The 19,889-nt window shown below is 68.5% G+C and carries 28 protein-coding genes; 16 read left to right on the plus strand and 12 right to left on the minus strand.

Going from position 1 to position 19,889, the window contains the following annotated elements; genetic code table 11:
- Nucleotides 1-178 precede the first annotated feature (178 nt).
- The gene (gene dnaB / locus J3P44_RS11095) at nucleotides 179-1,582 is read left to right on the plus strand and encodes a replicative DNA helicase (RefSeq protein WP_255890402.1); all 1,404 of its coding nucleotides are present in this window, start codon (nucleotides 179-181) and stop codon (nucleotides 1,580-1,582) included.
- A 435-nt stretch (nucleotides 1,583-2,017) separates the two neighbouring features.
- Here dnaB and J3P44_RS11100 read toward each other — a convergent pair whose 3' ends face one another.
- The gene (locus J3P44_RS11100) at nucleotides 2,018-3,283 is read right to left on the minus strand and encodes an SMI1/KNR4 family protein (protein WP_255890403.1); all 1,266 of its coding nucleotides are present in this window, start codon (nucleotides 3,281-3,283) and stop codon (nucleotides 2,018-2,020) included.
- Nucleotides 3,284-3,323: 40 nt separating this feature from the next.
- Between J3P44_RS11100 and J3P44_RS11105 the strand changes: the two genes are divergently transcribed.
- Nucleotides 3,324-3,650, plus strand: a complete 327-nt coding sequence (locus J3P44_RS11105) for a GNAT family N-acetyltransferase (protein WP_255890404.1) — start codon at nucleotides 3,324-3,326, stop codon at nucleotides 3,648-3,650.
- A 182-nt stretch (nucleotides 3,651-3,832) separates the two neighbouring features.
- Nucleotides 3,833-4,300 (plus strand): O-methyltransferase, encoded by a 468-nt coding sequence (locus J3P44_RS11110; RefSeq protein ID WP_255890405.1) that lies wholly within the window; start codon nucleotides 3,833-3,835, stop codon nucleotides 4,298-4,300.
- A 558-nt stretch (nucleotides 4,301-4,858) separates the two neighbouring features.
- On the opposite strand, the gene J3P44_RS11115 is transcribed toward J3P44_RS11110, so the two are convergent.
- Nucleotides 4,859-5,419 (minus strand): hypothetical protein, encoded by a 561-nt coding sequence (locus tag J3P44_RS11115; protein ID WP_255890406.1) that lies wholly within the window; start codon nucleotides 5,417-5,419, stop codon nucleotides 4,859-4,861.
- A gap of 218 nt (nucleotides 5,420-5,637) precedes the next feature.
- Here J3P44_RS11115 and pyrF point away from each other — a divergent pair, with 218 nt between their 5' ends.
- The 4 genes from pyrF (at nucleotide 5,638) to J3P44_RS11130 (ending at nucleotide 8,405) form a co-directional block, all read left to right on the plus strand.
- Nucleotides 5,638-6,363: an orotidine-5'-phosphate decarboxylase gene (gene pyrF, locus J3P44_RS11120; RefSeq protein ID WP_255890407.1), complete on the plus strand. Its 726-nt coding sequence runs from the start codon at nucleotides 5,638-5,640 to the stop codon at nucleotides 6,361-6,363.
- A 286-nt stretch (nucleotides 6,364-6,649) separates the two neighbouring features.
- Complete coding sequence (locus J3P44_RS11125; protein WP_255890408.1) at nucleotides 6,650-6,928, plus strand: hypothetical protein; 279 nt, start codon at nucleotides 6,650-6,652, stop codon at nucleotides 6,926-6,928.
- 87 nt (nucleotides 6,929-7,015) lie between these two features.
- Nucleotides 7,016-7,345 (plus strand): RidA family protein, encoded by a 330-nt coding sequence (locus J3P44_RS25805; protein WP_372496573.1) that lies wholly within the window; start codon nucleotides 7,016-7,018, stop codon nucleotides 7,343-7,345.
- Between the two features lie 133 nt (nucleotides 7,346-7,478).
- Nucleotides 7,479-8,405, plus strand: coding sequence for a methylenetetrahydrofolate reductase (locus tag J3P44_RS11130; RefSeq protein ID WP_255890410.1), 927 nt, complete (start codon nucleotides 7,479-7,481; stop codon nucleotides 8,403-8,405).
- Nucleotides 8,406-8,426: 21 nt separating this feature from the next.
- On the opposite strand, the gene J3P44_RS11135 is transcribed toward J3P44_RS11130, so the two are convergent.
- The gene (locus J3P44_RS11135; protein ID WP_255890411.1) at nucleotides 8,427-8,900 is read right to left on the minus strand and encodes a GNAT family N-acetyltransferase; all 474 of its coding nucleotides are present in this window, start codon (nucleotides 8,898-8,900) and stop codon (nucleotides 8,427-8,429) included.
- Between the two features lie 101 nt (nucleotides 8,901-9,001).
- On the opposite strand from J3P44_RS11135, the gene J3P44_RS11140 reads away from it, so the two are divergent.
- Genes J3P44_RS11140 through J3P44_RS11165 form a run of 6 tightly spaced genes read left to right on the plus strand, consistent with a single transcriptional unit; the run spans nucleotide 9,002 to nucleotide 12,378 of the window.
- Complete coding sequence (locus J3P44_RS11140; protein WP_255890412.1) at nucleotides 9,002-9,202, plus strand: hypothetical protein; 201 nt, start codon at nucleotides 9,002-9,004, stop codon at nucleotides 9,200-9,202.
- A gap of 44 nt (nucleotides 9,203-9,246) precedes the next feature.
- Complete coding sequence (locus J3P44_RS11145) at nucleotides 9,247-9,510, plus strand: SAV_915 family protein (protein ID WP_255890413.1); 264 nt, start codon at nucleotides 9,247-9,249, stop codon at nucleotides 9,508-9,510.
- A complete protein-coding gene (locus J3P44_RS11150) occupies nucleotides 9,507-9,797 on the plus strand; it encodes a hypothetical protein (protein ID WP_255890414.1) in 291 nt (96 codons plus the stop codon). The genes J3P44_RS11145 and J3P44_RS11150 overlap by 4 nt, the downstream gene beginning before the upstream one ends.
- Nucleotides 9,787-10,965 carry a hypothetical protein gene (locus tag J3P44_RS11155; RefSeq protein ID WP_255890415.1) on the plus strand — a complete coding sequence of 393 codons (1,179 nt, stop codon included), beginning with the start codon at nucleotides 9,787-9,789 and terminating at the stop codon, nucleotides 10,963-10,965. Before J3P44_RS11150 ends, J3P44_RS11155 begins: the two co-directional genes overlap by 11 nt.
- A 25-nt stretch (nucleotides 10,966-10,990) precedes the next feature.
- Nucleotides 10,991-11,773 (plus strand): hypothetical protein, encoded by a 783-nt coding sequence (locus tag J3P44_RS11160; RefSeq protein ID WP_255890416.1) that lies wholly within the window; start codon nucleotides 10,991-10,993, stop codon nucleotides 11,771-11,773.
- Between the two features lie 53 nt (nucleotides 11,774-11,826).
- On the plus strand, nucleotides 11,827-12,378 hold the full coding sequence (locus J3P44_RS11165) for a P-loop nucleotide/nucleoside kinase family protein (protein ID WP_255890417.1): 552 nt from the start codon (nucleotides 11,827-11,829) through the stop codon (nucleotides 12,376-12,378).
- A 1-nt stretch (nucleotide 12,379) separates the two neighbouring features.
- Here J3P44_RS11165 and J3P44_RS11170 read toward each other — a convergent pair whose 3' ends face one another.
- Genes J3P44_RS11170 through J3P44_RS11195 form a run of 6 tightly spaced genes read right to left on the minus strand, consistent with a single transcriptional unit; the run spans nucleotide 12,380 to nucleotide 16,681 of the window.
- Nucleotides 12,380-12,577 (minus strand): carboxymuconolactone decarboxylase family protein, encoded by a 198-nt coding sequence (locus J3P44_RS11170; protein ID WP_255890418.1) that lies wholly within the window; start codon nucleotides 12,575-12,577, stop codon nucleotides 12,380-12,382.
- Nucleotides 12,578-12,580: 3 nt separating this feature from the next.
- Nucleotides 12,581-12,772, minus strand: a complete 192-nt coding sequence (locus J3P44_RS11175; protein ID WP_255890419.1) for a hypothetical protein — start codon at nucleotides 12,770-12,772, stop codon at nucleotides 12,581-12,583.
- Nucleotides 12,773-12,821: 49 nt separating this feature from the next.
- On the minus strand, nucleotides 12,822-15,143 hold the full coding sequence (locus J3P44_RS11180) for a heavy metal translocating P-type ATPase (RefSeq protein ID WP_255890420.1): 2,322 nt from the start codon (nucleotides 15,141-15,143) through the stop codon (nucleotides 12,822-12,824).
- Between the two features lie 25 nt (nucleotides 15,144-15,168).
- Nucleotides 15,169-16,131, minus strand: a complete 963-nt coding sequence (locus J3P44_RS11185; protein WP_255890421.1) for a DUF8832 domain-containing protein — start codon at nucleotides 16,129-16,131, stop codon at nucleotides 15,169-15,171.
- On the minus strand, nucleotides 16,128-16,334 hold the full coding sequence (locus J3P44_RS11190) for a heavy-metal-associated domain-containing protein (protein WP_255890422.1): 207 nt from the start codon (nucleotides 16,332-16,334) through the stop codon (nucleotides 16,128-16,130). The genes J3P44_RS11185 and J3P44_RS11190 overlap by 4 nt, the downstream gene beginning before the upstream one ends.
- A 35-nt stretch (nucleotides 16,335-16,369) precedes the next feature.
- On the minus strand, nucleotides 16,370-16,681 hold the full coding sequence (locus J3P44_RS11195; protein WP_255890423.1) for a metal-sensitive transcriptional regulator: 312 nt from the start codon (nucleotides 16,679-16,681) through the stop codon (nucleotides 16,370-16,372).
- 130 nt (nucleotides 16,682-16,811) lie between these two features.
- Here J3P44_RS11195 and J3P44_RS11200 point away from each other — a divergent pair, with 130 nt between their 5' ends.
- Genes J3P44_RS11200 through J3P44_RS11210 form a run of 3 tightly spaced genes read left to right on the plus strand, consistent with a single transcriptional unit; the run spans nucleotide 16,812 to nucleotide 17,937 of the window.
- On the plus strand, nucleotides 16,812-17,306 hold the full coding sequence (locus J3P44_RS11200; protein WP_255890424.1) for a DUF4396 domain-containing protein: 495 nt from the start codon (nucleotides 16,812-16,814) through the stop codon (nucleotides 17,304-17,306).
- A 14-nt stretch (nucleotides 17,307-17,320) separates the two neighbouring features.
- Entirely contained in the window at nucleotides 17,321-17,461 is a 141-nt protein-coding gene (locus tag J3P44_RS11205) for a hypothetical protein (RefSeq protein WP_255890425.1), read from the plus strand.
- Between the two features lie 32 nt (nucleotides 17,462-17,493).
- Nucleotides 17,494-17,937 (plus strand): NUDIX domain-containing protein, encoded by a 444-nt coding sequence (locus tag J3P44_RS11210; RefSeq protein WP_255890426.1) that lies wholly within the window; start codon nucleotides 17,494-17,496, stop codon nucleotides 17,935-17,937.
- Here the strand turns inward: J3P44_RS11210 and J3P44_RS11215 are convergent.
- The 3 genes from J3P44_RS11215 to J3P44_RS11225 all read right to left on the minus strand — a co-directional run bounded on the left by J3P44_RS11215 (nucleotide 17,900) and on the right by J3P44_RS11225 (nucleotide 19,871).
- On the minus strand, nucleotides 17,900-18,409 hold the full coding sequence (locus J3P44_RS11215) for a GNAT family N-acetyltransferase (RefSeq protein WP_255890427.1): 510 nt from the start codon (nucleotides 18,407-18,409) through the stop codon (nucleotides 17,900-17,902). The genes J3P44_RS11210 and J3P44_RS11215 overlap by 38 nt on opposite strands.
- Before the next feature lie 74 nt (nucleotides 18,410-18,483).
- On the minus strand, nucleotides 18,484-19,416 hold the full coding sequence (locus J3P44_RS11220; protein WP_255890428.1) for a ribokinase: 933 nt from the start codon (nucleotides 19,414-19,416) through the stop codon (nucleotides 18,484-18,486).
- Nucleotides 19,413-19,871 carry a nucleoside 2-deoxyribosyltransferase gene (locus J3P44_RS11225; protein WP_255890429.1) on the minus strand — a complete coding sequence of 153 codons (459 nt, stop codon included), beginning with the start codon at nucleotides 19,869-19,871 and terminating at the stop codon, nucleotides 19,413-19,415. Before J3P44_RS11225 ends, J3P44_RS11220 begins: the two co-directional genes overlap by 4 nt.
- Nucleotides 19,872-19,889: the final 18 nt, after the last annotated feature.

The raw sequence follows: 19,889 nt of genomic DNA on the forward strand, positions 1-19,889 counted from the left end.
CCCTGTGGATAACTCGTCGTCGTCGGCTTCCCATGGTGGGCAGGAGCACGTACGGTCTCGCGCGGAAGTGGATCGAGATCCGGGACTCGCGTGCGTACGGCCCTGGCGGTGACGTCAGTGGTCGATGTCGGTGGTCGTCCCTAACGTCGTGGGCAGTGGACAGCTGAGGGGAGCACCGGTGAGCGTCACCTTCGAGGGGGACACCGACGAGGCCTGGGGCGACGGTCCCGCGGCCTACGAGCCCGGCAGCTCTCCACGCTCGGCGGGCGACCGCACTCCTCCCCAGGACAACGCCGCCGAGCAGAGCGTCCTCGGCTCGATGCTGCTGTCCAAGGACGCGATCGCCGACGTCGTCGAGACGCTGAAGGGCGTCGACTACTACCGCCCGGCGCACGAGGTCATCCACGACGCGATCATCGACCTCTACGGCCGCGGCGAGCCGGCCGACCCGATCACGGTCGCGGCCGAGCTGCAGAAGCGCGGCGAGCTCCAGCGCATCGGCGGCGCCCCTTATCTCCACACGCTCTCGGCCAACGTGCCGATCGCCGCCAACGCGGGCTACTACGCCGAGATCGTGCGCGACAAGGCGGTGCTGCGCCGCCTGGTGGAGGCCGGCACGCGGATCGCCGCGCTGGGCTACGCCGGCGAGGGTCAGATCGACGACGTCGTCGACAGCGCCCAGGCCGAGGTCTACCGGGTCACCGACCGACGCGCGAGCGAGGACTACGCCCCGCTCAGCGACATCATGAGCGGCGTCCTCGACGAGATCGAGATGATCGGCAACCGCGAGGCCGGCCTCTACGGCGTGCCGACCGGCTTTGCCGACCTTGACGACCTCACCAACGGTCTGCACTCCGGCCAGATGATCATCGTGGCGGCGAGGCCTGCCATGGGGAAGTCGACGCTCGCCCTGGACTTCTGCCGCGCGGCCTCGATCCACAACAACCTCACGAGCTGCTTCTTCAGCCTCGAGATGACGCGCTCGGAGATCATGATGCGTCTGCTCTCGGCCGAGGCGAAGGTCCCGCTCAACCACATCCGCAACGGCACGATGCGCGACGACGACTGGGAGAAGCTCGCCCGCAAGATGGGGCAGGTCTCCGGTGCGCCGATGTTCATCGACGACAGCCCCAACATGACGATGATGGAGATCCGGGCGAAGGCGCGTCGGCTCAAGCAGCGCCACGACCTCAAGCTCATCGTCATCGACTACATGCAGCTGATGAGCTCGGGCAAGAAGGTCGAGTCCCGCCAGCTCGAGGTCTCGGAGTTCTCCCGCAACATCAAGCTCCTCGCCAAGGAGCTCGAGCTGCCGATCATCGCGCTCTCCCAGCTCAACCGTGGTCCCGAGCAGCGAGGCGACAAGCGCCCGATGATGAGCGACCTGCGTGAGTCCGGCTCGCTCGAGCAGGACGCCGACATGGTGATCCTGCTCCACCGCGACGACGTGTACGAGAAGGAGTCGACCCGCCCGGGAGAGGCCGACCTCATCGTCGCCAAGCACCGCAACGGCCCGACCCGTGACCTCACGGTGGCGTTCCAGGGTCACTACTCGCGGTTCGTGGACATGGCGCAGGGCTGAGCCAGCGCCGTTGTTGAGATGCAGCCAATCTTGGCCAGCGCGAATCTTGGCCAAAGAACCTTGTTCTAGTCGACATTGATGGCGACTGGCGTGGCGGCTGGAGAGCTGACTTGCGGACGGGTGCCGGTAGGCCGTGTTCGACTGTGCGAAGGCGTCGATGAGCGTGCGAACTTGCGGAGGAGGCGTGCCGGTTGACATCCCCGTCACCGGGAACCACTCCGGACAGGGCATACGGGGACGCGTGGGCATCAGAGCGCCGGGCGACCTGCACCATAGCCGGTTGAGGTTCGGCTTGCGGCCATCCGGACAGCCGAGATGGCGCACTCCGAAGACAACCGATTCGCTCAGAAGGCGTACTTCCACGTGACAGCATCAGCGTAGGGCTCCCGGCCGAATGATTCGGGGCTCGCAGGCTTTGAGCTCCGGTCGAGCCGATCACGGCGTGTGTGGCTCTATGCCGCCTGTCCGGCCGCTCAGGCGAATCAATATGGCCTGCGCTGCGTATCCGTACGGTCCGTCAAGAAGGTCCGGCGCCCGCCGGCGCGCCTCCTCGAAGGCGCCGCAGGCCTCCAGGGCGCCAAGGGTGGAGACCCGCAGCCCATCGCTGGTTGCGCGGTCGTACGCACCAAGCAGGTCAGGCACCCACCTCGGGTCGGGCATCCGGGCGAGCACGTGGGCCGCAGCCAGTTGCGTCGTGTAGTCGCCGTCCCGTAGTCGGGCAGCCGCGATCTCGGCCGCACGGCGATCGCCCACCTGGGACAGTTGGAGATAGGCTCCGACGCTGGCGAGGTGGTCGAGCGCGTCCGGCGTGCCGATCAGCGCCAGCGCCCGATGCGCGTAGCTCTGCTGCCACTCGTTCAGCCGCAGGTCGGTCAGGGCGGCGACCACATCAGGTCCGCCGATGCGCGTGAGAGCACGCATCACCGGGTGCGGCACTACGCCGCGGCGGGCCGCGTCGAGCAGAAGTTCCGTCGCCACGGGTGAACGGACCCGGCCCACTCGTTGAACTGCCTGCAGGTCGCCCTCCTCGGCGCTGGCCAGGAGCAGCAGGGCCTCGGCCTCGTCGACGTCGACGCCCAGGTGGTCCTCGACGGTGTCGCGCACGTAGGCGCGGAACGACGACCAGCGGGTGGTGCCCTCCTTGTAGTGGTCCCAGACTTCCCATTCCTCGCCCGGTCCGCCCACCGGCACCAGCAGTGAGCAGTTGGCGTCGAAGCCCCGCGCGATGAGCAGTGCGTCCCGAAGGGGGCGGTAGTCACGCACCTCGTCGCGCTCGAACGTCGGCGCCGGGTCGGGAACGCCCCTCGTCTCCTCGATCTCGTCCTGAGAAGCCAGCCAGATCTCGACCGTCTCAGGCTCGACTTCGATGAACCAGCTGATCTCCGTGACCGGGAGGAAGCCCAAACCCGCGTCCGAGCCACCAGCGCGAGGGTCAACCGCCATCACTGCGCCGATGGTGTCGCCGTAGGCGCCGTTGGATAACAGCAGGAAGTCCCGGTAGGACCCGGGAAGACGCACGCCCAGTCGCTTCTCTGCGTCAGCCACCTGAGCTTCGGTGGCCGGTGGAAGCAGAAGGCTGCCAGTACGTGCGACCGCCTCGACCGGGCGATCCAGGGCGTCGAGGGCCGCCAACTGCGCGTCGCTCCATTGGCGCAGCAGCCCGGCCAAGTCGTCAGCAGGCAACTCTCGAGACCGGGCCACGACGACAAGCCTAAGGATTCATCGGCATTGCGGCTGAGAAATGGCCCTCAATCAATCCGTCTGCGACGGCACACACGAGGGCCAGACCACGTCGTCTCGGTCGACCTTCCCGGCCGCCACTGACCGGTGCGTCTTCCATGTCGGCGCACGGCAGCTACGCGACCTGTTCACCGACCCCGCCATGCGTCGCCAAGGCATCGCCCGCCGGCTGGTCGAAACCATCCAGCAAGCCGCCAGCGATGCCGGTGCGCTGCGGCTGTCTCTGCAAACCGAACCGGACAATGTCGCGGCACTCGCTCTGTACCGCCAGTGCGGTTTCACGATCAACGCCGACCTCGCGACGCTGAGCCTCAACATCGCCAGATAGCGGGCTGCGCGTCGGCCCGCTTGCATCTGGTAAGCCCCGGCACCACTCGTTCGGTAGTCATTCGCGCGCACTCGCGAGCCTGTGCTTCCATCTCGGGCATGGACCCAGACACTCTCGAGAGAATCGCTGCGCGAGCGGCTGAGGTGGGTTTCGATGCGGCCTCTGCGTCAGCGGTTGGGGAGTTGCTCACCGCACTCGCGGCGAGCAAGCCCGGCGGGCGACTGCTCGAGCTGGGTACGGGGGCGGGTCGGGGAACCGCGTGTCTTCTGCGTGGCATGGACGCGGACGCGCGTCTGGTCACCGTTGAGCTCGACGCTCAGCTCTCGGCCATTGCCCAGACCGAGCTCCGCGACGACCGTGTCGAGTGGGTCGTAGCCGACGGGTGCGATTGGCTGGCCGCCACCACCGAGGCGTTCGACCTTGTGTTCGCGGACACGTGGCCCGGCAAGTTCACCCACTTGGACCAGGCACTCGCCCTGGTGACACCGGGCGGCTTCTACGTGATTGACGACCTGCTCCCGCATCCGAACTGGCCGGACGAGCACCAAGCGGCGGTTGATGACCTGCTGGCCACGCTGCGTGCCCGTCCAGGTTGGGTGACGGCGTACGTCGATGACGCCAGCGGCGTCCTTCTCGGCGTCCGCAGGTGAACTTGGCCCTCAGCGAGTCTTCACGGCATGCGCTGTCCAGGCTGGTTGCGCAAGATCGCCGCGGGCGGCCGCGCAGCCTTCCCTGCTCCCAGGCCGTCTCCATGCCTGACCTCGGAAACGTTGAATGGCCGGCACTCCCTGCGCACCGACTCGGTTGACGTTGAGGGCAACCGAGCCGCGTGACCGGCCGCGGCTTCGTCGAGTCCCTGACCTCCGCCCCGAGCGTCCGGACGTGTCGCGACCCGGAAAACTGCAGGCCGCGCTCCGACCTGCTCAGTAGCCTGACCACGTGCTGCGGGACGAGGTGCGCGAAGTGCATCGGGATTGACCACGATGGGGGTGAAGCTCCGGCTGCCAGTCCCCACCGCGACGCTGCCGGCGTACAGGCCGCTGGCCATGCGTCCGATGCTCATGCGATGAGCTGCTGCGAGCTCGGCCAGATCACCAGCTGTGAGTTGGTGGGACTGGTCCAGGCCGGGGGCGATTGTGCTGACGGCCCTCCTGGTTGCGAGCCGGTACGACCCAAGCGCGTTCGGACTGCGTCATCGCGGGATGCGCTCACTCTTTGATCGCAGGCCCGCCGAAGTTGAGCTCGATGGTGACCGAGGCGGGCGGAGTCTGGTCGACCAACACACAACCTGCGGTGTCGACAGTGTCGACGGCCTCTATGACGACCTCCATGCCCAGGCACAGGTACCGATCTCCGGCCGACCACGGGATCCGGAAGTACCCGCCGTCAACCGGCGCTACTGCCGGAGCTGACGGCGCCGCACCGCCTTCCTCCAACTGCTGGAGCTCGGACACGGCGACCTTGAGCCGGATGCCGCGATACTCGTGCTCCTCGGGATCTTCCTGGCCTGGCCAGGTTCGGTGGTAGGCATCGAGCACCTCGGTCGGAGTCATCACGAGGATGCGGTCGTAGGTGTCGGACTCCCCTCCGCCTCCGAAGACGAAGGTGTCACTGCGACCGTTGACGACGACCCCGGTGAGCTCGCCATCGTCCGGATCCTCGGGTGCCGGCGAGCATCCGGCCGTTCCCACGATCGCCGTCACTGCCGCGGCGGTGATCGCAGAGCGGCGCAGGCCCGTGCGCAGCCGCCGTTCGGGCTGAGGGTTCATCGTGACCTCCCCGGCGAAATCGTTGTCGCATTGAAGACGCAAAGGACTTGAACTGACGCCTGAACGCTGAACGCCGACTACAGCGTCGCAGAGAAGATCGGGATCCGGTCGAGCGCCACGTGATCATGAACGACGGCGATACGCTGGTGTTCGGCACCGAGTTCCAAGCCTGACGGCTGGCCGAGCGAAACCCGGCACAGGGCTGGAAGGATGCCCGCGTGCCCGACCTCTCTGGACGTGCGTTTGCCGACGACGTCATCGTTTCCCTCGACTGCCCCAGCCGGGCAGCGGCCGACGACCTCACCAGTGCCTTGGGGGATGCTGCGACGTCGTACAAGATCGGGATCCAGACCCTGGTCACGGCAGGGCCTGAGCTTGCCAGGGATCTTGTGGCGGGCGGGAAGAGGGTGTTCCTGGACTTGAAGCTGCACGAGGTGCCGAACTCGGTGGCCTGTGCCGTGACGGCGGCTGGCCATCTGGGCGCGTCGATGGTGACGGTTCACGCCTCAGGTGGAGCAGATGTCCTGGTGGCTGCTGTGAGAGCCGCATCCCCATTCCCGGAGCTGCAGGTCCTGGCCCTCACGGTGATCACCAGCCTCGATGACGGCGACCTGGCGTCGATCGGAATTGGGGGTTCAGTCTGCGCTCAGGTCGAGCGTCTTGGACAGCTGGCTCGGGATGCCGGGTGTGACGGCGTCGTGTGCTCGGTTCACGAGGCCGGCGTGATGCGTTCGAAGTGGGGACCCGAGGCGCTCGTGGTCACGCCGGGCATCGGCCTCGGAGTGGGGCACGAGATACGAGGAGGAGGCGACCAGGTCCGTGTGGGAACCCCGGAGGACGCCCGGAATGCCGGGGCCAGCCACGTCGTTCTCGGCCGCTCCCTCACTGGTGCGCCTGATCCACGGGCTGCTTACGGGGCCGCGCGATTGCGCTTCCTGGGCTGAGTGCCTGGCATCAACTTGTGACGAGGGCTCCATACAGCTGCTTGTTCGTCACAATCCCGGAGAAGCGGGCTTGGACCACACCGTGACGCTCGCCGACGGCCAGCACACGGCCAGTCGAGGCCAGGGCTTCTTCTCAGCCTCACCCACATTGACAACGCGTCGCAATCAGGACCGTTTGTGCAAGGTTCGCCGTTGGAGGTTCGGCAATCTTCGTTGCATCTCGACAACACGACATGTCTCTGCCGCGCAGCGAACCGTCGAGAGTGGAACACCTGGGGGTCGTGGAATGGGCTCTGACAACCGTCTCGCGACCCCATGGCTCAGGACGCAGCTCATCGAAGCCCTGAGACTGATTGCCGATGAGCACTGGCTTGTCGCTGCCGTCGACTCCCGAGGAGCTGGCTCGGATGCCCTGAACAGCGTGCTCGACCTGCTGGACGACACGGGCGCCGGCGATGAGCCGGAGAGCCACGCGGGCGCGTTCTACCGTGAAGCCGAGGTTGGACATGCGCGCTCGTTGTCTCACGCGCGAGACAGTGCTTTGGGTACTGAAGTTTCGTGCTGAAGATTCGGCAGCGGGTGAGCGTGGCGCGGGCGCCGACTCGCCGATCGTCGGCACGACGGGATCGAGCACTTCGAGCGACCGGACGGTCTGGGGCCGGTCAACGGCTGCAGCCACGCAGTGGCGGGCACGGGCCGGTTGGTTGCAGTTTCCGGTCAGCTGCCGGTGGACGACGCAGGCGCGATCGTCGACGCCGATGACGCCCTCATCCAGGCCCGCCAGGTCTTCGCCAACCTGACCCGCGCGCTGGGCGCAGCTGGCGCGAAGCCAAGCGATGTCATCCGGTTGACATGCTTTCTGACCGACCTCGCTGACCTGGGCTCGGTGAGGAGAGCTTCCAGGGGGCTCGGGTCGAGATCGACGCGCTTGCAATGCCCGATGAGTGACATCCGGCCTGCCCAGCGGCCACCAGCGGATTGACTTCAGTCGGCACGCGTAGACGCGTGAAGTCGTTCGCTCGCGAGCCACGGCAACCCACGTAGGCCGAACCTCCGTGCGTTCGCGACACGTGAGTAGTCGGACTGGTGTCCGTATGGGGGGTTACGGTCCGGATGTGGATCTGCAGCGACGCATCATCGAGGGTCGGGGCGAGTTCTTGCTCTTCGCGCTGACGCCGCCGCGACGGACGGCTTCACCGGAGAAGGCCCAGGAGATCGCCGACATCACGGCCACGCGCCTTCAGCCTCTGGGCGTGGACGGCCTGATCCTCTACGACATCGACGACGAGAGTGACCGCAACCCGGAGGAGCGCCCGTTCCCGTTCCTGCCGACAATGGATCCGGCGGACTACCTGTCGCGATATCTCGACTCCTGGGACACCCCCGTCGTGGTCTACAGGGCTGTGGGGAAGTACGCCGAGCCTGACCTCGAAGCATGGTTGCGGGCCCAGGAAACCGATCGTCGGCTGTCAGTGTTCGTCGGGGCGGCTTCACGTGACACACCTGTCGCCACCTCCTTGGGACGTGCGCAAGCCCTGCGAGCCCGGACGCGGCCCGACCTGCTGCTCGGCGGTGTCGCGATCCCTGAACGCCATGCGCGGAATGGCGATGAGCACCTACGACTACTGCGGAAGCAGGCGGCGGGCTGTTCGTTCTTCATCACGCAAGTGGTCTACGACGTGAATGCCGCGAAGAACCTCGTGTCGGACTATCGCTACGAGTGTCTCGCGCAAGGGGTGACCCCGGCACCGATCGTGTTCACCTTCTCCGTGTGCGGCTCCACGAAGACGCTCGAGTTCCTCAGATGGCTGGGCGTGGACGTGCCACGCTGGATCGAGAACGAGCTTCTGCACGCGGACGACACCCTCGAGGCGTCCTTCGAGTTCGCCCTGGCCGCTGCGCGCGAGCTGATCACCTACTGTCGCCGCCTCGGCGTGCCTTTCGGGCTCAACGTCGAGAGCGTCTCCATCCGGCGCGCTGAGATCGAGGCATCAGTCGACCTTGCTGCCCAGCTGCGGGACGAACTGCGGCGCCCGGCCTAGGTGCACCGTCGCGGTCCGGAGTCAGATGTGCCGCTTCAGCCCCTCGTGACTGGCCTCGTAGCCAAGCCTTTCGTAGAAGCGGTGGGCGTCGACCCGCCTCTTGTCCGTGGTCAGCTGAGCGATGGTCGCGCCGTGTTGCCTGCCGAAAGCGTGTGCCCACTCGAACAGCGCAGTCCCGAGTCCGGTTCCGCGCGTGTCGGAGGCGAGGCGCACCGCCTCGATCTGGAGTCTCTTGGTTCCCCCGCGGGAAAGCCCAGCTATCAGGGTCAGCTGCATCGTGCCGACAAGGACGCCGTCCTTGTCACGCACCGATGCGAGGTACTGATGCGGGTCACTGTCGATCTCCTGGAACGCTGCGAGATACGTGTCCAGTGCCCGCGCTTCTCGATCCGCCCCGATGACGTCATCTGCTAGCAGCGCCACCAAGCTCGGTACGTCAGACTCGGTCGCGCGCTCGACGGTGAACTGACTTCCGGCGGCGTTGAGTAGGTGCATCGCTCAAGCATCCCCCGTGGCGGGACATGACCGCCTCGTCGTACACGGCACGAGCCGGGAGTCGTTCGCGCCCACAGCGAGCCCGTGCTTCCACCTCGGGCATGGACCGAGAGAGCTCGAGAGAAATCGCTGCGCGGGCGGCAGAGGTGGGATTCGATGCCCTGGACCAGGCGCTCGCCCTGGTGACGCCGGGCGGCTTCTCCGTCGTCGACGACCTTCTCCCACAGCCCAACTGGCCGGCCGAGCACCAAGCGGGTGCAGATGGACTCCTGGCCGTCCGCGAGCTGATGGGACTGGACTGACCCCCCGCGGGTTTCGGCTCCCCCGGATGGGGCAGCGTGTCACCATGCAACGACCCACCCTGCCGCCCGTGGTTTATGCCCCGACCATCGCGATCGAGGGCGCGACCCGGATCCGCATGCACGAGATGCGCGACGGCCGGACCGCCCTGTTCGTCTACTCCGCGATCGACCGGCTCCAGGCGCAGTACGGCGACGACGCCGGCTGGGTGCTGTTGGGCGTGGACGACCTCCAGCGGGCGTTCGAGCAGGCGCCCTACGACCTCCTCCTCCTCGACCGTGTGCTCCACCCGCAGGAGGCGGGGCGATGAGTGAGGTGCGGGTGCCGCCGGCGACCCTGGCCGCCATCCGGGACGTGCTCGACGGGGCACGCACGACGCTCGAGGACAGTGCCGGGTCGTCGCCGGGCGCCGTAGACGGCGGCGACATGACTCCGCTCCTCACCGCGATGCTTGCCAAGATCACTGACGGCGCGGCCACCATGTCCGAGGGCATGGCGGCGATCAGCAGCCAGGTGAGCGATAGCGAAGCCGACTTCTGGACGACCGACTCCTCTGTGGGTTCCACGTTCGGCGGGGGGCATCCCGTTGTCGATTGAGACCGAGATCAAGGGTTCGCCGTCGTCGGTACGCCGCGCCGGCGACTGGGTCGGCTCGACGCTCCGTCCGGCGATCGACGACGGGCTGAGCGCCTTCGGCGACGCCCGAACCGAGGCGGCGGGCGACTGGCGCGGTGAGGCGGGGTCGGCATTCGAGGGTGCGATGGGCCGGGCGATCACTGAGACCCGACCCCTCGAGCGGTCCGCTGCCGACGTGCGGACGACCTTCCTCGACTACGCCGGCTCGCTCGAGTCCTGCCAGAACCGGATGAAGCAGATCCGGGCCGACGCCAGGTCGGCGGGGCTGACGGTCTCGGGCTACGTCGTCGAGTCCCCCGGCGCCGGTCCCGCGCGGCCCGGCGACCCCCCGATGGACGCCTCCCAGGGCCAGATCGACTCCTACAACCGCGTCGTCGATGCCTACAACGCCCACCAGGACAAGGTGACGGCCTACAACGCGCTCGTCACCCGGGCCGACGAAGTGTGGGCCGACATGGAGCGAGCCTGGGAGCGGGTGTCGGCGCAGAACAGGGCCATGGACGGTCCTGGCTGGGCCTTCCAGCTCAGTGACGTCGCCGGTGGCCTCGGCGGCGCCTTGATGGACGTCCACGCCAGTGCGCTGCGCGGCAACGCGCAGTACTTCGCTGACCTCTCCGCCGACTACCTCCAGCGGATGCACCAGTCTGCACCGACCGGTCGCGTGCCGAGTGCCCTGCACTACTACGACGACCTCGACCACTGGAACCGCATCGCAGGTGAGTCGGCCGACGAGCTGTCCCGCGCGGCTCGCCTGGCCAACGTCGGCCGCTTCGCCCCCATTGCCCTGGGCGGCGTCCTCGCAGTGGGTGGCGGGTTCTACGACTACCACGTCAAGGGTGAGAGCGCGGAGCAGGCCATCGCGTCCAACGCAGGTGGCTTCGCTGCCTCCGTCGCGACGGGTGCCGTCGTCGGCACGATGATCGGCGGGCCCGTCGGGACCGTCGTCGGGTGCGTGGTCGGCGCCGGGGTGGGTGTCTTCACCTCCGGCATGATCGACGGGCTCTGGGAGCACGACGGAGACGTCAGCGACGCGTTCATGGCCGGTGTCGACTCGGTCGTTGACACCGGCGAGGCGCTGGCCGATGTCGGGGGTGCCATCGTCGATGGCATCGGTGGCCTCTTCGACTGACGGTGACGGGTGAGAGGGTGCTGGAGTGAGGACGACTCAAGACACCCGCCCCGCCGGCCTCCGGGCGCTGGCGTGGCTGGGCATCATCCTGCTGCTCGCGATCGGCCTCCCGCTGACGGCGATGGGGCTCCTCGGCCTCGGGACGGCGCTGGGTCGGGGGATGCTGTGCGGCGGGCTCGCCCTGCTGGTCGGCGCGATCGGCGGGATGGCCCGCGAGCTGGTCGAGAGCCGCGCACGGCGAGACCCGCCGCGGCCGCGCCTCGAGATGCTCGACGGGCGGCCCGCTCTCCACCTGCCGCGCACGGCAGGGCCGACGCTCGTCTCCTCGTGGTCCCTGGCGGCGCTCGGTGCCGTCATCGCGCTGGGGGCGGTCTTCACCGGCCTCGAGGGGCGCTGGGTGTGGTGCCTGCTGCTCGGCGTCACCGCGGGCTGGCTGGGCTGGAGCAGCGCGATCCACCGCGGCAGCTCCCTGGCCGGCGGGCTGTGGTTCACGCCCGCTGGGATGCGCCACGACGACCGCGGCGTGGTCGTCGACCTCCCTTGGGGGAGCGTGACCGGTGTAGTGCCCCAGCAGCCGATGCCTGTGCTGCTGCGCCCCGACCACACGCCCGACGTGACTCGCACGGGCCCGACGGGACGCGCTTGGCGCCCGGTGCGACGGGGCGGCGTGCTCGCCGTCGACACGCGTCACCTGGCCGGCGGCCCTGTGCTGGCGTCGTACGTCATCGGCAAGGCGGTGACGGACCCCGCATCGCGCGAGCTGCTCGGCAGCGAGGCGAGCCTGCCGTCCCCGGAGAGCCTGACCTGACCAGTCGGCGCCGGCGATCCTCCCTGCGGACTCCGCTCTGACAACATGACGCCGTGAGCGCGCGTCACCTCGTCGTCGTCTCGGGGTTGCCTGCAAGTGGCAAGACCAACGTCGGCCGTATTCTCAGCGAGCGGTTGTCGCTTCCGCTGATCGACAAGGACGCGATCCTCGAGGCGTTGTTCGACAGCTTGGGTTGCGACGATCGCTACCAGCGCTATCGGCTCAGTCGTGCCAGCGACGAGGTGCTCTACACACTCGCCGAGTCCTCGCCGGCGGCAGTCCTGGTGAACTGGTGGAACCACGACTCCGCGCCAACGAGGCTGCGCGCGATCTCCTCGTCGCTCCTGGAGGTGCACTGCGACTGCCCGGTCGAGATCGCGGCGGAAAGGTTCGCTGCTCGCCGACGTCATCCGGGCCACCTGGATCAGTTCCGGTCGCCAGAAGAGCACGAGGAAGGCATCCGACGGATGCGCGAGACGTATCGCGGTCCGCTCGGATTGAGCGATCCAGTCCTCACCGTGGACACCAGCCACCCCCTCGACGACGCCAGCGTGGCTGGGCTCGTCCGCTCAGCGATCACCAGCGTTCCGGGGAACCTGGACTGATTCAGCAGGTGACCGTCCCACCGACGGATACACCCGGCCTCAGGGCAACGACGTCGGCGGGTTCCTGGTAGACCTTGAGCGCGATCGCGATCATCGCCGCGACCCGCGAGTCCGCGGACGTGCCGTGCTTGGCGTCGTCGATCTGCTCCTCCGTGACACCGAGCGAGCGGGCGGCGTTCTCGTGGGCCTCCAGGCACAACTCTCAGCCTTGGTGGACCTGTAGGGCGATCGAGACCAGCTCGCTGGTGCGCCGGTCGAGCTTGGCGCGCTTCATGCCTCGGCTCAGCTGGAGGTAGCCCCCCAGGACCGCGGGCGAGTGAGCCATGGTCCGCACCATCGCGCCGACCTGACCGTGCCGCTCCACCAGGGTCACCGAGCAGGTCGCGCGAGGCACCGACCGCGGTCTGCGGGGGTCAGCGCCGCCAACCGCGCCCCGGAGCCGCTCATGCCGCGGCCCCCGGCGCCTCGGGCGCGGCGGCCGAGTGGGCCTTGAATCCGCGCAGGCGCAGGCTGTTGGAGACCACGAACACGCTCGAGAACGCCATCGCGGCGCCGGCCAGCATCGGGTTCAGCAGGCCGGCCGCAGCCAACGGCAGCGCGGCGACGTTGTAGGCGAAGGCCCAGAACAGGTTGCCCTTGATCGTCGTCAGGGTGCGCCGGGACAGCCGGATCGCGTCGACCGCCACGCGGAGGTCTCCGCGCACCAAGGTGAGGTCGCTTGCCTCGATGGCTACGTCGGTGCCTGTGCCCATGGCCAGACCCAGGTCGGCCTGGGCCAGAGCCGCGGCGTCGTTGACGCCGTCGCCGACCATCGCGACGACCTTGCCCTCGCCCTGGAGTCGCTTCACCACGTCGACCTTGTCCGCGGGCAGGACGTCTGCGATGACGTCGGCTTCGTCGATGCCCACCTCGGCGGCGACGGTCCGGGCGACCGCGGCGTTGTCACCGGTCAGCAGCACCGGGCGCAGACCGAGGGCGCGCAGCTCGCGGATGGCGGTTGCGGAGGTCGGCTTGATCGCGTCCGCGACCACCACGATGCCGCGTGCCTTGCCGTCCCAGCCGACCGCGACGGCGGTGCCGCCGGTGGTCTGGGCGTGCTCGAGCGTGGCCTTCAGGTCGTCGGTCAGGTGCTGTGACCACTCGCCCAGCAACTGCGGACGGCCCACGAGCACGGCGTGGCTCGCACCCCCTTCCACCAGAACTCCCTGGACGCCGAGGCCCTCGACGTTGACGAAGTCCTCGACCTCGGGGATGGTGCCGTGCTTGTCCTTGGCGGCGTCGGCGACGGCACGGGCGATGGGGTGCTCGGATGCGTCCTCGAGGGCGCCGGCGTAGCGCAGGACCTCAGCCGGGTCCTCGCCGTCGGCCGCGACCACGTCGCGCAGGGTCATCCTCCCGGTGGTGACGGTGCCGGTCTTGTCGAGCACGACGGTGTCGACCCGGCGAGTGGACTCCAGGACTTCGGGGCCCTTGATCAGGATCCCGAGCTGCGCGCCGCGGCCGGTCCCGACCATGAGGGCGGTTGGTGTCGCCAGTCCGAGGGCGCAGGGGCAGGCGATGATCAGGACCGCGACGGCGGCGGTGAAGGCGGCGGCGAGGCCGTTGCCGGTGCCGAGCCAGAAGCCGAGAGTGCCGGCAGCGAGCAGGATGACGATCGGGACGAAGATCCCGGAGATCCGGTCCGCGAGGCGCTGGACCTGGGCCTTGCCGTTCTGGGCGTCTTCGACGAGTCGCGCCATCTGGGCGAGCTGGGTGTCACCGCCCACCCGGGTCGCCCGGACGACCAGGCGCCCGCCGGCGTTGACCGTGGCTCCGACGACGGTGTCGCCGGGGCGGACCTCGACCGGGACGGATTCGCCGGTGAGCATCGAGGCGTCCACCGCGGACGTACCGCGCTCGATGACGCCGTCGGTGGCGATCTTCTCGCCGGGGCGTACGACGAACAGGTCGCCGACCGCGAGCTCGTCGACAGGCACCTTGGCCTCGGTGACCCCGTCAGGTTTGAGGACCGCGACCTCCTTGGCACCCAGCTCGAGCAACGCCCGCAGAGCTGCGCCCGCGCGTCGCTTGGACCGCTGCTCGAAGTAGCGGCCGGCGAGGATGAACGTGGTGACGCCTGAGGCCGCTTCGAGGTAGATGTTGCCGGCGCCGTCGCTGCGCTCGATCGTGAGCTCGAACGGATGGGTCATGCCCGGGATGCCGGCCGTGCCCCAGAACAGGGCGTAGAGCGACCAACCCAGCGCGGCCAGGGTGCCCAGGGAGATGAGCGTGTCCATGGTGGAGGTGCCGTGGCGCAGGTTGGTCCACGCGGCCCGGTGGAAGGGCCAGGCGCCCCAGACCACGACCGGTGCGGCGAGGGTGAGGGAGAGCCACTGCCAGTTGGTGAACTGAAGAGCGGGGACCATCGCCATCGCGATGACCGGGACAGTGAGCACCGCCGAGACCAGCAGTCGCTGGCGGAGGGCCCGGACCGGATCAGTTTCCGCGCCGGCGTCGCCGTCGTTCTCGCCGGTGATCCGTTCGGGTTGTGGCAGTGACGCGCCGTACCCGGCCTGCTCCACTGCCGAGACCAGGGTCTCGGGCGCCACGTCCGGGTCGAACGTGACCTTCGCCTTCTCGGTGGCGTAGTTGACCGTGGCCGTGACACCGTCGAGCTTGTTGAGCTTGCGCTCGATCCGGTTGGCGCAGGACGCGCAGGTCATGCCGGTGATCGCGAGCTCGATCGAGCCGGCGGCAGGGGTGCTTGGCTGACTCTGCGTGGTCATCGTGTTCTCCTGATCGTCGGACCGGTCAGTGACCGGAGTGGCCGCCGGGCTCGGCTGGCGTGGTGGTGTCGGCGTTGTCCGCAGTGACGGTGAACGCCGCGGTGCGGACGACCCCGTCGTGCTGGAAGTCGAGGTAGAGGTGGTAGGTCCCGGCGCTCGGGACCGCGGCGTAGAAGGTCACGTCGGGCCCGGGCTTCGTGGTGCCGTCGCCGGGGGTGCCGTCGGGGTGGACGTGGAGGTAGGCGAGGTCGCCGCCGCGCAGGGCGACGAGGTGGCCGTAGGCGCCGAGGTAGGGCTGCAGGTCGGTGACCGGCTTCCCGTCCTTCGTCACGTTCAGGGTGAGCTTCGCGTCGGCGCCCGCGGTCAGGTCGCCGTCGAGGGTGACTTCGTAGTCGCCGACGGTCGCGGTGCGGCTCTCGGCAGCCGGAGCAGCCGGCTGGTAGTCACCGTCCACGGCCAGGTCGGCGCCGAGGGTCAGCGCGTCGGCGCCGGTGGGCTTGAAGTCGGCGAAGAGTCGCCACGTACCCGGGGTGAGGTCGAGGTCCGTCGCCCAGACTCCCGTGTCCTCGTCGAGGACGGGGTGGACGTGCTGGAAGCCGGAGAAGTCGCGTCGTACGGCGATCAGGTGCAGGTCCTTCTCGTGCTCGACGTCGTACTCGATCACCGGAGCGCCGTCGGGGCCGGTGATGGTGAAGCTCAGCCGCCGGTCCTGCCCGGCCTGGGCGCGGGTCTCGGCGAGGGCGAGGGTGTAGCCGTTCTGGGAGACCATGAGTCCTCCTGGGATCTCTTGTGCTGTCGAGGGTTCCTGATCCACGTCGCCGCGGCCACCCTCGGAGCGGCTCGCTTGGGCCGTCTCGTCTCCGTGGGTGGTGTCGTGCGCGGCGGTGATCTCGACGACCGGGCCGACGGCCCGGCCGACGACGACGGCAAGTCCGAAGATCGCGGCGACGGCTGCCAGGAACCCGGCGAGCTTGACCGGGGTGCTCATGCGAGCTGGTAGCCGGCTTCCTCGACGGCGGCGCGGACAGCGTCGTCGTCGAGGGGCTCGGCGCTGGTGATGGTCACGGCACCGGTGGGCAGGTCGACGGCGACGTCCTCGACGCCGGCGATCTCCTGGACCTCCTCGGTGACCGAGGCAACGCAGTGGCCGCAGGTCATGCCGGTGACGGTGTAGGTGCTGGTCTGGCTCATGAGCATTCCTCTCGGTGGTGGTGGTTGTGGTGGTGTCAGGAGCGGACGAGGCGGGCGATGGCGTCGGAGGCTTCCTTGAGCTTGAGCTGGGCCTCCTCGCCGCCGGCGGCGACAGCGCCTGCGACGCAGTGCGCCATGTGCTCGTCGAGGAGACCGAGGGCGACGGCCTCGAGCGCCTTCGTCATCGCGGAGATCTGGGTGAGGATGTCGATGCAGTACTTCTCCTCCTCGACCATCCGCTGCAGGCCCCGCGCCTGGCCCTCGATGCGACGCAGCCGCTTGAGGTAGGCGTCCTTGTTGTTGTTGGCGATGTAGCTGTGCTGGTGCGCGTCGTGTGTCTCTGCCATGTGAAATACATTACCCCCCTAGGGTATTTCACACAAGCATCGAGACGCAGGGAAGCGAGATCACGTCCTTGCGCTCGCCTTCCCCGGCTATATACGGTGGGGGGGTATCCGCAGAGAAAGGTACACCGCAATGAACTCCCGCAACGCCATGGCCGCCAGCGCCACCCTGCACTGCCTCACCGGCTGCGCGATCGGCGAGATCCTCGGCCTGATGATCGGAACCGCCATGGGCCTGAGCACGGGCGTCACGATCGCGCTCGCCGTCGGGCTCGCGTTCTTGTTCGGCTACGCCCTGTCCACGGTGCCCCTGATCAAGGCCGGTCTCGGCTTCGGCGCCGCACTCAGCGTCGTCTTCGCGGCCGACACTCTGTCGATCGCCGTCATGGAGCTCGTCGACAACCTCGTCATGGCCCTCATCCCCGGAGCCATGGACGCCGGCCTGGTCAACCCGATCTTCTGGATCGGCATGATGATCGCCCTCGCCGTGGCCTTCCTTGCGGCCTTCCCGGTCAACCGGTACCTCATCGACAAGGGCAAGGGCCACGCCCTCACCCACCAGTACCACCACGGCCCCGAGCACGAGGGCCACGCGACCGGTTCGCACCACACCCACCACCACCACTGATCTGGAGCACGTCCATGAACACGAACACCCTGGCCGCCGCCGTGATCGGCTTCCTCCTCGGCGGACTCACCGTCTCCATCGCCGCCGAGCTCGAGAACGACGACAACCCTGCGCCGAGCCACGGATCCAGCAGCCACCAGATCCTCCGGAACTGACCACCACGTCCGCCGATCGGTAGCCTGCGGCCATGGTGGCCCAGACGCGGATCGCGGTCGGGGCCCTTGTGCGTGACGGCCTCGTGCTGATGGCGCATCGACACCCGATGCGGCTCGCGTATCCGGACTGCTGGGATCTCGTCGGCGGGCACATCCAATCGGGCGAGTCGCCTGACCAGGCCGTCCATCGGGAATGCCGCGAAGAACTGGGAGTCGACATCCACGATCCCCAGCCCTTCCCGATGACGGTCAGTGACCCCACTCTCGACGTGTACGCGTTCCTTGTCACGCGGTGGGAAGGGGAACCCGTCAACGCCGCCCCCGACGAGCACGACGACCTTCGCTGGTTCCAGCCGCGCGAGCTCGCGGACGTGAGGTTGGCCCATGCGGCGAGCCTGTCGAGCATCGTGAACGCCGTGCAGGCCGCTATCGATCAGGTCAACAACTCCCGTGGAGGTCCTTGCGGTAGCCGATGAACGTCGTCGGGGAGCTGATCGGGGGCTCGGTCGGTCCTGTCTCCTCGAAGCCGCAGTGCTGCAGCACGCGATGTGAGGCGAGATTCTCAGCGGACACGCGCGCCTTCACCGTCCTCACGCCTCGTGAGGCCGCGACCTCCAGGGCGGCGGCGACGCCCTGACGGGCGATGCCTCGACCTTGCGCGTCCTCGGCGATCCGGAACCCGAGCTCGGTCGCCTCCGGTCGGTCGATGTCGGTGATGTTCACCCGTCCCAGAACCTCACCTTCTCCGTCGAGAACGACGAAGAAGAGCGACGTACGCTCGTCGTTCTCGCGTACGCGCTCGGCAAGCCGGTCCTCGAAGTGCTCGAAGAAGTCGTCTCCGCGGTCGCCGACGCGCTCGGCGAAGAACATCCGGTTGGCCAGTTCGAACCGCTCCAGTGCTCCAGCGTGATCGAGCGCCAGCAGCTCCATTCGCGGGTCCTCACTCACGTTCCAGAGGCAACCACAAGCGCGCGGAACGATGCACGTGGATTGCGCCGCGCGCACGACGTTGTACGAACCCGCTAAGCCAGCTGCTGGATGAGGGACGCGACCTCCTCCGGTGTCGGGTACGACGTCTGCGTGCCGTGCCGAGTCACGCTGGCCGAGGCGCACGCACAACCCAGCCGTGAGGCCTCGGTCGCCGACCTGCCCTCTGCGAGGCCGTAGGCGAACGCGCCCACGAAGGCGTCTCCCGCTCCCGTGGTGTCCACCGCCTCGACCGTGGGCGCAGCGATGTGGACCGACGCCTCTCCGTCCTCGCAGACCGCAGCACCGCGGCTGCCGAGCGTGACGACCACCCGCGTCCCAGTGGTCCGGGCGATCGCCACGGCGAGGTGCTCGGGCGTCCCGTCCGCGGACACACCGAGGCTGCGGGCCAGCTCGACGAGCTCCGCCTCGTTGGGGACGAGCCAGTCCGTGACCTCGACGAGGCCTGGGTCGAGTGCGCCGGCCGGAGCGGGGTTGAGCACCGTGAACGCGCCGCGCTCCTTCGCTGCCCGGAAGCCCGCCGAGGTCACGGCCTGCGGCACCTCGAGCTGGCCGACGACGCCGTCCACCTGAGGTGTGGCCAGCACGGCGGTGCGGGCCTGCTGCTGCGTCATCTCGTGGTTCGCGCCGGGTACGCAGATGATGCGGTTGGTGCCGTCCCTCTCCACCCAGATCGGGGCGACTCCGCTGCTCGCCTGGTCGGTGCGCGTGACGTGGTCGACGTCGATGCCCTCGCGACGGAGGTTCTCGACCGTCGCGTCGCCCAGTGCGTCGATCCCCACACAGGTCGCCATGGTCACGGCTGCGCCAAGCCTCGCCGCCAGGACGGCCTGGTTGGCGCCCTTGCCGCCGAATCCCTGCACGAACCGCTCGCCGATGAGGGTCTCACCAGCATCGGGCACGCGTTCGGCGTAGGTGATCATGTCGATCATCGTGCTGCCGACGACGACGATGTGAGGACGGGTCACGCGAGCTCCGCCTGCCAGCGCTTGAGGATGGCGACGACGTCGTCCAGGTCGGACACCACCTCACCGATCTCCTCGATGCAGCCTCGGACGTAGAGGTTGAGCCCCTTGCCTTCGAGCGGGCGTCCCTCGGACCCGATGCTGCGGGTGTCGGTGACCAGTCCGATGATCCCCTTCTTGGTGTCGTCGCCCTGCATCTTCATGCCGTGGAACAAGCCGATCTCGCAGGCCGTGCCGTCGTCGATCATGGGCCCGTCGAGCAGCGCGACCAGCGCGTTCGCGGGGAAGAGCCCCTTCGCGTCCTTGTCGAAGACCGCCTTCGGTGTGACCTCTTCCGGCAGCGGCTGCTCGTGAGGGACGAAGACCTCGATGCCCTCGCCCCTGATCCTGGCTGCCGCTTGCGCGATGAAGTCGCGCTCGTAGGGGGTGAACAGGGGGCCGGCGAAGTAGATCTGCATGGGCCTTCCTGGTTCCGC

The organism is Nocardioides astragali (genome assembly GCF_024436375.1).
Classification (GTDB): Bacteria; Actinomycetota; Actinomycetes; order Propionibacteriales; family Nocardioidaceae; genus Nocardioides; species Nocardioides astragali.